The organism is Halomonas sp. A020, assembly GCF_027943625.1.
In the GTDB taxonomy this organism is placed as follows: Bacteria; Pseudomonadota; Gammaproteobacteria; order Pseudomonadales; family Halomonadaceae; genus Vreelandella; species Vreelandella piezotolerans.
Genome location: NZ_AP022850.1, coordinates 3,691,454 through 3,704,515 on the forward strand (window position 1 = coordinate 3,691,454; position 13,062 = coordinate 3,704,515).

Genomic DNA, 13,062 nt, shown 5'->3' on the forward strand with positions numbered 1-13,062 from the left:
CTGTCGTTAATCGGTTGTCGCAGAGTCTGAAGGGCGATGTGGAGGCGTCGTAGCTGCATGACGCTCTGCCATGGCGGCTTCCATACGATCGAGCTGCATTTTCAGCGAGTGGACGTCATCACGCAGCGCCTGCAGCTGTGCCGGATCGCCTTCCTCATAGTCGGTATCGAGTTGCGCGCTCTCTTTTTGCATCACGTCCAGCACGATACCTATCATCATATTAAGAAAAATAAACGCCGTAAGAAAAATGAACGTCAAGTAGTAAATCCAGCTCCAAACGTACACTTCCTGAGTGGCGTACATCACGTCCGTCCAGTCCTCGAACGTCGCAATGCGAAACAGCGTCAACATGGCAATGGAGATGTTGCCCCATAAAAACTCATCCACGTCGTGAAAAAGAAAGCTTCCCAGCGCCGCATAGATATAAAAGATGATGAACATGAGCAGTACGACGTAGCCCATGCGGGGAATCGACTTGACCAGCGCCGCGAGCAGCATCTGTAGCTCGGGAATCATCGATACCAAGCGCAGTACACGGAAGATCCGTAGCAGTCTCGCCAGCAGCACCATCTCCGAATCGTCCATGGGAATCAGGCTGGCGGTGACGATCAAAAAATCAAAAACGTTCCAGCCCTTCTTAAAAAAGCTGACTAAGTTGCGCTCGGCTGCCATTCTGATCAGAATCTCGACCAGGAAGAACACCGTGACGGCGACATCCAGATAGAGCAACCACTGCTCTATTCGGGACGTTTCTTCGTAGGTTTTCGCGCCAATCACCAGCGCAGAGATCACGATAATGGAAATGACCAACCCTTCAAAAAACTTGTTGCTACGCAGCTTTTCAAAGCGGGCTTGCCAGGTATTAAAGGGTTCACTCATGGAGCAAGGAGTCTCTTAACGATTAACGTCGACACTTTATACTAAAATCACGCACCTTCCATACAAGTGATATCCTGTTGTTTCACTTGATGTATCTTCGCCTCCTGGGCAACGCTCGTTGCTTGGGGGACTTTTTGATTTTTTGCGCTGGATGACCTCATGACACTGCTGTGGATCGCCTTACTGCCGTTACTGGGCGTACTGGTGCCGGCACTGACTGCCCAACGCGGCCGCACTTGGTGCTCGCTTGCCACGGGCATACTGCCAGCAACGGCGCTACTACTCACGCTGCTGCAAATTCCGGCCCTGCTGGAGGGCGAAGTGCTGCGTTTTGCAGCCGACTGGATGCCCGCCCTTGGCCTGGAGCTGGCGTTTCGCCTTGATGGCCTGTCGCTGCTTTTCAACCTGCTCATACTGGGCATAGGACTGTTAATTCTATTGTATGCCCACTTTTATTTGGCAAGCGATGAGCCTTTTGGACGTTTTTACGCATTCTTGATGCTGTTCATGGCATCGATGGTCGGCATTTCCATGTCCGACAATTTGATCCTACTTTGGCTGTTCTGGGAGCTGACCAGCCTATCGTCGTTTCTGCTGATTGGTTTTTGGTCCTACCGAAGCGATGCTCGTAAAGGGGCACGCATGGCACTGACCGTGACCGGTGCAGGCGGACTGGCTCTGCTGGCGGGCCTGCTACTGCTGGGTGATATGGCAGGCAGCTACCGCATGGATGTCGTACTGACTAGCGGCGCTGCCATCGTCGAGGATGCGCGCTACCCGCTGATGCTGGTCCTAGTATTACTGGGAGCGTTCACCAAGTCCGCACAGTTTCCTTTTCAGTTCTGGCTTCCCCACGCCATGGCGGCTCCTACGCCGGTATCGGCTTACCTGCACTCGGCCACCATGGTGAAAGCGGGCATTTTTCTTATGGCGCGTTTGCATCCGGCCATTGCCGATAGCGCGCTGTGGAGCGTGATCGTGCCACTGGTGGGTACCATCACGCTGCTCTATGGCGCGTGGTTTGCGCTGTTCAAAACCGACTTGAAAGGCATTTTGGCGTTTTCGACCGTCAGCCACTTGGGCTTGATCACCGTACTTCTGGGGATTGGCAGCCCCATGGCCGTGCTGGCGGCGCTGTTCCATATCCTGAACCACGCCACCTTCAAAGCAGCGCTGTTCATGAGCGCGGGCATCATCGACCATGAAACCGGCACCCGGGAGCTGAAGCAGCTTGGCGGGCTAAAAAAAGCGATGCCGGTCACCGCCCTGCTCACCACCTTGGCCGCCGCCGCCATGGCGGGGGTACCGCTGTTCAACGGCTTTTTATCGAAAGAGATGTTTTTTACCGAGACACTCGCCACTCCCGTGCTGGGCGGCTTGAGCTGGGTACTGCCCGCGTTGGCGGCGCTGGGCGGCATTCTTTCGGTGGCATACTCGCTGCGACTGGTCCATGCGGTCTTCTACAAGCCCGCCCGCGAGAAGACGCCCAAAGCCCCTCACGAGCCGCCTCACCTCATGCGTTTGCCCGTGGAGCTTTTGGTCGCGCTATGTGTCTTGGTGGGCCTATTCCCTGCTTTTTTTGCGACCGGTATTTTGGAGCTAGCCACCCACACCGTGTTGGGTGAGCCGTTATCGTTCTATCTCGCCATCTGGCACGGCGTGAATTTGCCATTGATGATGAGCTTGCTCGCCTTTGCAGCGGGCATTGCCATGTACTGGCGCCATGCCGATCTGCGTCGTTTCATGCAGCCCTTCGACAGCGTCGATGCCCGTCGCGTTTTCGAGCGTTTGATCCTTACCACCGGCTATCGCGCCGAACAGGTCATGACCAAGCTGGAAGGCAATTCGCTACAGCGCTACATGGGCTGGTTACTGGGGGCCGCTCTACTCATGGGGGTGATCGGTCTTGCCAGCATCCAAGAACTGACGGGGAGCCAAGGCAATCAGCCCATCGATGGCGTCGTACTGCTCGGCGCAGGCATGCTGATGTTTGGAGGTGTCGCTACTGCGGCCACCCACCGCTACCGTTTGATATCACTATTGATGCTGTCGGTAGTGGGCCTGTTCGTCGCCCTGACCTTTGCCCGCTTCTCCGCACCGGATCTCGCGTTGACCCAGCTGTCGGTGGAGGTCGTGACGATGATTTTGCTCATGCTGGCACTCTTCTTTCTGCCGCAAAAAACACCAACCGAATCGAGTCCGATGCGCAACGTACGCGACATCCTGCTAGCCGGTGCGCTGGGCCTTGTGGTGGCCAGTTTGAACTACGCGGTGATGACTCGCGAGACGCTTTCGATTTCCAACTTCTTCGTGGAGAACAGCAAGCCTGGCGGCGGCGGCTACAACGTGGTCAACGTCATCCTGGTCGACTTCCGGGGCTTCGATACGCTGGGCGAAATTACCGTATTGGCGATTGCCGGCCTGGCCATTTTCAAACTGCTCAACCGCCTGCGCCTGTTCATGCCACACAGCGATGGCGAAGGGCGCGTCTGGTCGCCGGATCGCTACCCGGCCATTTTGACCTCGATCTCCATGGCACTGCTGCCGTTGGCCCTGCTGGTCTCGGCCTTCATCTTCTTACGCGGCCATAACCAGCCCGGCGGCGGCTTCATTGCCGGTTTGATCACCGCGGTTGCGTTGATCCTGCTGTACATGGCGCGGGGCGTCGAGTGGGCACAGGAGCGCCTGAACTTTCCCTTCCAGCCCGTCGCCGTGGTCGGTGTGGCCATTGCCACCCTCACCGGGCTGGGTAGTTGGCTGCTGGGTTACCCCTTCCTAACCTCGTCGTTTGGCTATTTCAGTCTACCGCTGATTGGCACGTTCGAGCTTGCCACGGCGCTGCTGTTCGACTTGGGTGTGTATCTCGCGGTGGTGGGCGCCACACTGATGATTTTGGCCAATTTGGGCAAGGTGACGACACCGCACCGACCGGTGACCGATCCGAAGATGTCCGACCACCACGACACGCCGAACGAAAAGGAGTCCCACTAATGGAAATGCTCTACGCCATTACCACGGGCGTTTTGACTGCCTGCGGGCTGTATCTGACGCTGCGTGGAAGGACGTTCCCGGTCGTGGTGGGCCTTACGCTGCTCTCTTATGCGGTCAATCTGTTCTTGTTCTCCATGGGCGGGCTGACCACGGATGGCGCCGCGTTAGTCAATGAGGGCTCTCAGTTCGCCGACCCGCTTCCTCAAGCACTGGTCCTCACCGCCATCGTCATCGGCTTTGCCATGACGGCGTTCGTCGTCATTCTCGCCATGCGGGCGCGTAGCGAAGTCGGTAACGACCACGTGGATGGTAAAAAGGAAGACCGCGAATGATTCAGCATCTGATTGTATTGCCCGTGGTACTGCCGCTGGTCGCAGGTATTTTGTTGCTTTACCAACGCCAGGGGCTCGTGCATTACAAGCGCGCCGTCAGTGTCGTTGCCACGTTTCTATTGCTGCTAGCTTCGATTGCTCTGCTGCACCAAGCCGCCAGCGGCGATATCACCTACTACGCGTTGGGCGACTGGCAACCCCCGTTTGGCGTCGTACTAGTGCTCGACCGCCTCTCCGCGCTGATGGTGCTCCTGACGTCTCTGTTAGCCGTGGGCGCTGTGGTGTTTGCCTGCGGTGGCGACGACGAGAAAGGCAGTAACTTCCACGGCTTGTTCCAGTGGCAGTTGCTGGGTATCAACGGCGCGTTCTTGACCGGCGATCTGTTCAACCTGTTCGTTTTCTTCGAAGTGCTGCTGTTGGCTTCCTACGCACTGCTGCTACACGGCGGCGGCAAAGCGCGCATTCAGGCCAGCGTTCACTATGTGGTGCTCAACCTGGCAGGCTCGTCGCTGTTCTTGATTGCGGTTGGCATTCTGTACGGGGCCACCGGCACGCTCAATATGGCGGATATGGGCTATAAAATCGCCAGCCTGCCCGCCGAGCGTGAAGGGCTTGTAACGGCCGGTGCGTTAATGCTGCTGGTGGTATTTGGCCTGAAAGCGGCCATTTTGCCGCTCTATTTCTGGCTCCCCCGCGCCTACGCAGCGGCACCTGCCCCGGTGGCAGCCCTGTTTGCCATCATGACCAAGGTGGGTATCTACGCCATTCTTCGGGTCTATTCGCTGATGTTTGGCGAGCAGGCAGGCGGGCTCGTCGCGCTGGAACAGCCGTGGGTATGGTGGCTAGCCCTTGCCACCTTGGCAGCGGCTGGCGTGGGCGTGATGGCCGCCCGTGACCTACGCCTGTTGGTGGCTTACTTGGTGTTGATTTCGGTTGGCACGCTGCTGGCGGGTGTAGGCATGCGCTCCGCCGAGGCCACGTCTGCCCTGCTCTACTACCTCATCCACACGACCCTGGTGACCGGTGGCCTGTTCCTACTGGCGGAAATGATTGGCTTACAGCGCGGCAAGGCCGGCACGCGGATCGTCAAAGGACGCCCACTGGTACAAGGCAATGCGCTGGCGATCGCCTTTTTCATCGGTGCGATTGCCGTGGTGGGAATGCCACCGCTGTCGGGTGCTTTGGGGAAAGCGATGGTCCTGGTAGCGGCCGAGGGCACCCAGCGCGTGTGGCTATGGCCGCTGCTGCTGCTGGCCAGTCTCGCCTCGCTCATCGCCCTCTCCCGGGCGGGCTCAACGCTGTTTTGGCGCAGCCACCGGGGCAGCCCTAGCGGCAGTCCGCTATCCCGCTATCAGTGGATGGGCATGCTGTGGCTACTCAGCGCTGCGCCGCTGCTGGTGGCCTTTGCCGGGCCGGTAAGCAGCTACACCCAAGCCACGGGTGAGCAGCTTGCCAACCCTCAGCGATTGATCGAAACGCTGCTGCCCGACGCAGGAGAAACACCATGATTATCCCACGCAAATGGCTACCCACACCGGTGCTATCGTTACTGCTGCTTCTGGTATGGCTGCTCCTGGTACGCAGCTACGCTTTTGGTCAGCTGGTATTGGGGGGCGCGCTGGCCATCGTGATTCCTTTGTTGACCCATCGCTTTTGGGATGCCCGGCCACGTATCAACAAACCCATGCTGCTACTGCGCTTTGGATTGCGAGTATTAGGCGATATCGTGACCGCCAATTTCGAGGTGGCGTACCTGATCGCGAACCCGTGGCGCAAACTCAAACCCCACTTCATCGAGTACCCCCTGATGTTGGAGGAGCGTTTTACCATCACGCTGCTCGCCAGCACGATCAGCCTGACGCCGGGAACCGTATCGGCCAACCTGCGTATGGATGGCAAATCCCTGCTGATCCATGCGTTGAATGTGGACGATGAAGAGGCGCTCATCGAGCAAATTCGCGAACGCTACGAACGGCCGCTCAAGGAGATTTACGAATGCTGAGTATTGCGCTCTATATCACCTTAGCGCTGGTGGTGATGGCTCTACTAATGAACCTTTACCGACTGACGGTGGGCCCCGACCTCCCTGATCGGGTGCTGGCGCTGGACACCATGTACGTCAACTCCATCGCCTTGATCGTGCTGCTCGGGTTATGGCTCAACAGTAAGACCTATTTCGAGTCGGCCCTGCTGATCGCCATGCTCGGCTTTATTAGCACCGTGGCCGTGTGCAAATACATTCTGCGCGGAGATATTATCGAATGAACCTGATCGATGGGGTGCAGTGATGCCATTTTTCGTTGAAGCGATCATTTCTTTGCTGCTGTTAGCGGGCGGTGTATTCGTATTCATCGGCTCGTTAGGTATGGCACACCTGCGCGATTTCTACATGCGCTTACATGGCCCTACCAAAGCCACCACGCTCGGCATCGGCTGCATGCTGATTGCCTCCATGGGCTATTTCTGGAGCGTCGATGGTAAACCGGATATCCAGGAGCTGCTGATCACGCTCTTCCTCTTCATCACCGCACCGGTCAGCGCCCATCTGCTGGCCAAAACCGGCCTTCATATGCAGTTGAAGCATACTCAAAAGACCCAGGGCAAACCGATTGAGTTACGTTCAGAAGAAGTCGGTGAAAAGCCGGTGCCCCACCCGGACAAAGGGCACGGCTAGGCATCGCCTCTCTCTGCGAGCGTTGGCATCTCGCCAGCGCTTTTTTTTGGTCGGCTGCTAAACCGCCGACCAAGCAGCAAAAGACTTGGCGATCAGCCTGAGAAGTACTCGACAGAAAGTAGTGGCAAATGCCACTTTCCGGTAAGCTCTTGCCGATCGATTTTATGAGGTAACGTAACTATGTGGCGCCTACTCAGGCTATCTGCACTTTCTTTGTCTGCCCTGATGTTTGCGGGCTGCTCCGACCCCAAGGTGGATACGAGCTCCATGCCTGCCGCGGTGGTATCGATCGAAAAAGTGCGCGAGTCGCTGCCCACTTACAAGCGCGACGAGTTCGATACCGCGGTCAAAATCATTGCCATGTCATCGTTTAGCGGTATCGATCCCTTCAATCCCCAGCGCATGAACGCGGCTGAAATTGCCGAATCGGCCAATGCGTACATGCATGGACTGACAGGAGATGAAATCATCGAGCGCGCCGACAGCATGCTACGCGAACGACGCGCGCGTGAACGCGAGCAAGCGTTGCGCACGCTCAATCGTCTCGAAGCCAAACAGGCTAACGCTCAGCGTGACCAGGAGCGCTTGGCACAAATCCGCATCGATAACGCTCGCTACTACCTTGCCACTAGCCCCTTTGGCGCGCTAGAGCCAGTGATCGAATTGGCCGTAACGAATGGCACGGATCACACTATCTCAGAGCTCATGCTGCGTGGGTTACTGGAAAGCCCCGAGCGGGATATCGCCTGGGTGGATCAAACCTTCTACTACGTGATTTCAGGGGGGCTAGCGCCCGGCGAAAGCGCCACCTGGAGCCTAGCGCCCAACCGTTTCGGGCCCTGGGGCAACGATCAAATTCCCCGCAATGCCGAACTATCGCTGACCCTCTTGGGCGTCAACGATGCCAACGGCGAGCCGCTATGGAACGCGCCACCGCTCACCGACAGCGAGACGGAACGACTCACATCGCTGCGCGAGGAGTATGAAGGAATACGCCCTCAAACCGCGGATAGCGGCGCTAGCGATGATTAACAGATAGCCACTCATAAAACGGCGGCGCTGAGCAGATCAGCACCGCCGTTTTCACCGATCCGTCGCCGACTTAGAGAAGCTCAGCGTCGCTATAGCCCAGCAGATACAGCACGCCATCCAGCCCCGCCACGGAAATGGCTTGTCGCGCTTCTGCCCGCACTAGCGGTTTGGCGCGAAAGGCCACCCCCATGCCTGCCGTCGCGAGCATTTTTAAATCGTTCGCGCCATCGCCCACGGCAACGGTCTGCGCCAACGGCACCCCTTCCCGCTTGGCGATCTGCGTCAGCAGCGCCGCTTTCCGCTCCGCATCGACGATGGGCTCCTGCACCGCGCCGGTCACTTTACCCTGCTCGATGACCAACTCGTTGGCATGAATTTCGTCGAAACCCAGCCGCTCCTGCAAATAGCGAGCGAAATAGGTAAAGCCCCCGGAAAGAATCACGGTTCGGAAGCCCAAGCGTTTCAAATTGACCAGCAGGCGCTCGACGCCCTCCATGAGCGGCAGCTCTGCGGCAATGTTCGCCAGTACCGACTCTTCGAGACCTTCCAGCTTGCTCATGCGCTCGCGGAAACTGGCTTTGAAATCCAGCTCGCCGCGCATGGCTCGCTCGGTCACTTCTGCTACTTCTTCACCGACGCCATGGCGCCGGGCCAGCTCGTCGATCACTTCCGCCTCGATCAGCGTCGAGTCCATGTCGAAGCAGGCCAAACGCGGCGCCTCGCCGGAGCGGAGTGGCTGTACGACGAGATCCACACCATGGGTATCCCCCAACGCCAGCGCCGCCTGACGCAGCGCCGTGAGCGATTCGGGCGCGCCGCTGACGTGAAGCTCCAAACAATCCATGACGCTGCCACGTGCCGTGTCCGCCAACGTCTGGCGACGCTCCTCCTGTAGGCCAAACTGCTCCATGAGCGACGCCACTGCCAGCTCCACCGTTGCCGTCAGGCGCGGCGCTATCAGCGTGACCACCACATTCCCGCGTGCCATCCGTTACTCCCCTGCTTCTAAACGATCGACTTTTTGGAAACCACGCGGCAGCTTACTGCCCCGCCGGCCGCGCTCACCGCGATAATACGCGAGATCGTCCGCTTTGAGCGTCAATTTACGTTTGCCAGCATGAATGATGAGCTCACTTCCTTCCGTCACGATGGCGATGTCGCGCACGAACTCTTCCCGGCGCGACGCGCGGGGGCCGGGGATATCGAGCATTTTGTTGCCCTTGCCCTTGGCCATTTCCGGCAACTGATCCAGAGGAAACAGCAGCAAGCGCCCCTCATTGGAGACCGAGGCGACCCACAGCCCTTCGCCCTCCGGCACCTCGATGGGAGGCATGACGCTACACCCCTTGGGCACGCTGAGCACGGCTTTACCCGCCTTGTTTTTGCCCGTGAGCGCTTCGAGCTGAGCCACGAACCCGTAACCGCCGTCGCTGGCCAGCAGAAAGCGCGTGGTAGGCGGCGCAAGCATCAACCCCGCCATTTGTGCCCCGGCGGCGACATTCACGCGGCCCGTCACCGGCTCGCCCTGCCCTCGGGCACTGGGTAAGTTATGTGCCGCCAAGGTATACGCGCGGCCCGTATCGTCCAACAGCACCAATGGCTGGTTGGTCTTGCCACGCGCAGCGAGACGAAAGCCATCGCCCGCTTTATAAGAGAGCCCCTCCGGGTCGATATCGTGGCCTTTGGCCGCACGAATCCACCCCTTATCCGACAGCACGACGGTAATCGGGTCGGCGCCCAGCAGCTCCACTTCTGACAGCGCCTTGGCTTCGCTGCGCTCGACCAGCGGCGAGCGGCGGTCGTCGCCATGTTCTTTACCCGCAGCGCGAATCTCTTTTTCGATCAGCGTGGTGAGCTTGGCGTCGCTCGCCAACAGCCCTTGCAGGGTCTTCCGCTCTTTCTCCAGCTCGTCCTGCTCACCGCGAATCTTCATCTCTTCCAGCTTGGCGAGATGACGAAGACGCAGCTCGAGAATCGCTTCTGCCTGACGCTCGCTCAGGCCAAAGGCACTCATCAGCGCAGGTTTGGGCTCATCCTCTTCACGGATGATACGAATCACCTCGTCGATGTTCAGATACGCCGTGAGCAGGCCTTCCAGAATATGCAGCCGATCTTCCACCTTGCCAAGGCGGTGCTCCAAGCGGCGGCGCACGGTGGCACGGCGGAAACGCAGCCACTCCCCCAGCATGTCGGTCAGCGGCATCACCCGCGGGCGCCCATCCAGGCCGATCACGTTCATGTTGACCCGCACGTTCTTTTCGAGATCCGTGGTGGCAAACAGGTGCGCCATCAGCGATTCGACATCCACACGGCTCGAGCGCGGCTCGATCACCAGGCGGGTTGGCTCTTCGTGGGTCGACTCGTCGCGCAGGTCGGCGACCATGGGCAGCTTCTTCGCCTGCATTTGCGCGGCGATCTGCTCCAACACCTTGGCACCGCTAACCTGATAAGGCACGGCGGTAATGACGATATTGGCCTCTTCGCGCACGTAGCGGGCGCGCAGCTTGACCGAGCCACGGCCGGTCTCGTAGAGCTTACGCAGATCCGCTTTCGGCGTGATGATCTCTGCATCCGTCGGGAAATCCGGGGCAGGGACGAACGCCATCAAGTCCGCCGTGGTGGCCTCGGGGTGACGCAGCAGATGGCAAGTGGCCTCCACCACCTCGGAGACGTTATGGGGCGGAATATCGGTGGCCATGCCCACGGCAATCCCGGTGCCCCCGTTGAGCAGCACGTGGGGCAGCCTCGCGGGCAATACCACCGGCTCCTGCATGGTGCCATCGAAGTTGGGCGCCCACTCCACAGTGCCCTGGCCCAACTCACTCAGCAACACCTCGGCAAATTTGGAAAGCTTGGCCTCGGTGTAGCGCATGGCCGCAAACGATTTGGGGTCATCGGGGCTCCCCCAGTTGCCTTGGCCATCCACCAGCGGGTAGCGGTAGCTGAACGACTGCGCCATCAGCACCATGGCTTCGTAGCAGGCGCTATCCCCGTGGGGATGGAACTTACCCAGCACGTCACCCACGGTACGCGCCGACTTCTTGTACTTGGCATTGGCGTGCAGCGCCAGCTCGCGCATGGCGTAAATGATGCGCCGCTGTACGGGCTTCATGCCATCGCCAATGTTGGGCAACGCGCGGTCTAGAATGACGTACATCGAGTAGTCGAGGTACGCTTTTTCGGTGTAATCGCGCAGGGACAGACGCTCGACGTCGCCCTCCGCTACCTGAATATCCATGGTCATCGGGGGGTCATACCTCAATGTCTGCCAAGTTACCGTAATCTTCCAACCACTTCTTGCGGTCGCTGGCGCGCTTTTTGGCGAGCAGCATGTCCATCATTTCCAGGGTGCCGTCGCCCTCGTCCAGCGTGAGCTGTACGAGACGGCGGGTTTCCACGGCCATGGTGGTTTCGCGTAGCTGCAGCGGGCTCATCTCCCCCAGCCCTTTGAAGCGCTGAACGTTGGGGGTGCCGCGTTTTTTCGCTAGCTGTTTCAAAATGGCGGCTTTCTCGCTCTCATCCAGGGCGTAATGCACCTCTTTACCCAGGTCGATCCGGTAGAGCGGCGGCATGGCCACGAAGACATGCCCGGCATCGACCAGAGCGGGGAAGTGTTTGACGAACAGCGCGCAGAGCAACGTGGCGATGTGCAGCCCGTCGGAGTCGGCATCCGCCAGGATGCAGATCTTGTGATAGCGCAGCTTTTCGAGGTCGGCGCTGCCGGGGTCGGCGCCAATCGCCACGGCAATATCGTGCACTTCCTGGGAGCCGTAAATATCGTGGGAGTCGACTTCCCAGGTGTTGAGGATCTTGCCACGCAGCGGCAGGATGGCCTGAGTATCGCGGTTACGCGCCTGCTTGGCGCTGCCACCGGCCGAGTCCCCCTCGACTAAAAACAGCTCGCTCTGCGCCGGATCCTGACCGGAGCAGTCCGCCAACTTGCCGGGCAGCGCTGGGCCTGACGTGACCTTCTTCCGCGCGACCTTCTTCGACTTCTTTTGACGCTGCTGGGCGGCGCTGATCACCAGCTCGGCTAGCTGTTCGGCCTGCTCGACGTGATGGTTCAGCCACAGCGAAAAGGCGTCTTTGACGACCCCGGACACGAACCCCGCAATGGTGCGCGACGAGAGGCGCTCCTTGGTCTGTCCCGCAAACTGGGGGTCGAGCATTTTCACCGAAAGCACGAAGGAGGCGCGCTCCCATAAATCCTCGGCGGTCAGCTTGATGCCGCGTGGCAGCAGGCTGCGATATTCACAGAACTCCCGGAGGGCGTCCAGCAGGCCAGACCGAAAGCCGTTGACATGCGTGCCACCCTGGGGCGTGGGAATCAGGTTGACGTAACTTTCGAGCAGCGCCTCGCCGCCCTCCGGCAGCCACTGAATGGCCCAGTCCACGCCGTGCTCGTCGTCGCTGAAGTGGCCGACGAACGGCTCTTTGGGCAGCACCTCGTAACCATCGGTGGCTTCGGCCAAGTAGTCGCGCAGGCCATCGGCGTAGGCCCACTCGGTTTTGGTGCCATCCGGCTCGACCAGGGTGACCGCGAGCCCTGGACAAAGCACCGCTTTGGCGCGCAGCAGGTGTTTGAGTTTGGAGAGCGCGAGCTTCGGGCTGTCGAAGTAGCTCTCGTCCGGCCAGAAGCGCACCAGGGTGCCGGTGGCACGTTTGGCGGCCTTACCGACTTCGTGCAGCTCTTCGACCTTTTCGCCGTGCTCGAAGGCAATGGCGTGGCGGGCGCCGTCGCGGGTGACTTCGACTTCCAAGCGTCGCGACAGCGCATTGACCACCGAGACGCCCACGCCGTGAAGGCCGCCCGAAAAGCGGTAGCTCGACGAAGAGAACTTACCGCCCGCGTGCAGCTTGGTGAGAATGAGCTCGACCCCCGATACGCCGTGCTCCGGGTGCAGGTCGATGGGCATGCCCCGACCGTTATCCTGCACCTCGATGGCGCCGTCACTCTGCAGCACCACGCTAATGCTCGACGCATGCCCGGCCAGCGCCTCGTCGACACTGTTGTCGATGACTTCTTGCGCGAGGTGATTGGGACGCGAGGTATCGGTATACATACCGGGACGCTTGCGCACCGGCTCGAGCCCTGAAAGGACCTCGATCGAACTCGCGCCGTACTGGGAGGCATCAAACTGGGTCATGTAACGT

11 protein-coding genes are annotated in these 13,062 nt (G+C 59.5%); 7 read left to right on the forward strand and 4 right to left on the reverse strand.

The annotated features are described in order from the left end of the window. Positions 1-6 precede the first annotated feature (6 nt). Complete coding sequence (locus tag FRH_RS17395) at positions 7-879, reverse strand: ion transporter (RefSeq protein WP_139527101.1); 873 nt, start codon at positions 877-879, stop codon at positions 7-9. Between the two features lie 159 nt (positions 880-1,038). Between FRH_RS17395 and FRH_RS17400 the strand changes: the two genes are divergently transcribed. The 7 genes from FRH_RS17400 to FRH_RS17430 all read left to right on the forward strand — a co-directional run bounded on the left by FRH_RS17400 (position 1,039) and on the right by FRH_RS17430 (position 7,908). Continuing rightward, positions 1,039-3,870, forward strand: coding sequence for a monovalent cation/H+ antiporter subunit A (locus FRH_RS17400; protein ID WP_281997332.1), 2,832 nt, complete (start codon positions 1,039-1,041; stop codon positions 3,868-3,870). Continuing rightward, the gene (locus tag FRH_RS17405) at positions 3,870-4,202 is read left to right on the forward strand and encodes a Na+/H+ antiporter subunit C (protein ID WP_139527099.1); all 333 of its coding nucleotides are present in this window, start codon (positions 3,870-3,872) and stop codon (positions 4,200-4,202) included. The genes FRH_RS17400 and FRH_RS17405 overlap by 1 nt, the downstream gene beginning before the upstream one ends. Continuing rightward, on the forward strand, positions 4,199-5,710 hold the full coding sequence (locus FRH_RS17410) for a monovalent cation/H+ antiporter subunit D (protein ID WP_139527098.1): 1,512 nt from the start codon (positions 4,199-4,201) through the stop codon (positions 5,708-5,710). Before FRH_RS17405 ends, FRH_RS17410 begins: the two co-directional genes overlap by 4 nt. Next, positions 5,707-6,204, forward strand: a complete 498-nt coding sequence (locus FRH_RS17415; RefSeq protein ID WP_139527097.1) for a Na+/H+ antiporter subunit E — start codon at positions 5,707-5,709, stop codon at positions 6,202-6,204. Before FRH_RS17410 ends, FRH_RS17415 begins: the two co-directional genes overlap by 4 nt. Next, on the forward strand, positions 6,198-6,467 hold the full coding sequence (locus FRH_RS17420) for a K+/H+ antiporter subunit F (RefSeq protein WP_044629074.1): 270 nt from the start codon (positions 6,198-6,200) through the stop codon (positions 6,465-6,467). The genes FRH_RS17415 and FRH_RS17420 overlap by 7 nt, the downstream gene beginning before the upstream one ends. 22 nt (positions 6,468-6,489) lie before the next feature. Continuing rightward, positions 6,490-6,876 (forward strand): Na+/H+ antiporter subunit G, encoded by a 387-nt coding sequence (locus FRH_RS17425; protein ID WP_139527096.1) that lies wholly within the window; start codon positions 6,490-6,492, stop codon positions 6,874-6,876. 180 nt (positions 6,877-7,056) lie between these two features. Further along, a complete protein-coding gene (locus FRH_RS17430; RefSeq protein ID WP_331250795.1) occupies positions 7,057-7,908 on the forward strand; it encodes a DUF6694 family lipoprotein in 852 nt (283 codons plus the stop codon). A gap of 70 nt (positions 7,909-7,978) precedes the next feature. Here the strand turns inward: FRH_RS17430 and serB are convergent, their stop codons facing one another. The 3 genes from serB to parE are packed head-to-tail and all read right to left on the reverse strand — an operon-like array spanning position 7,979 to position 13,055. After that, the gene (gene serB, locus FRH_RS17435; RefSeq protein ID WP_153842823.1) at positions 7,979-8,896 is read right to left on the reverse strand and encodes a phosphoserine phosphatase SerB; all 918 of its coding nucleotides are present in this window, start codon (positions 8,894-8,896) and stop codon (positions 7,979-7,981) included. Between the two features lie 3 nt (positions 8,897-8,899). Next, the gene (gene parC / locus FRH_RS17440) at positions 8,900-11,152 is read right to left on the reverse strand and encodes a DNA topoisomerase IV subunit A (RefSeq protein WP_281997333.1); all 2,253 of its coding nucleotides are present in this window, start codon (positions 11,150-11,152) and stop codon (positions 8,900-8,902) included. Between the two features lie 7 nt (positions 11,153-11,159). Further along, the gene (gene parE, locus FRH_RS17445) at positions 11,160-13,055 is read right to left on the reverse strand and encodes a DNA topoisomerase IV subunit B (RefSeq protein ID WP_153842821.1); all 1,896 of its coding nucleotides are present in this window, start codon (positions 13,053-13,055) and stop codon (positions 11,160-11,162) included. Positions 13,056-13,062 lie beyond the last annotated feature (7 nt).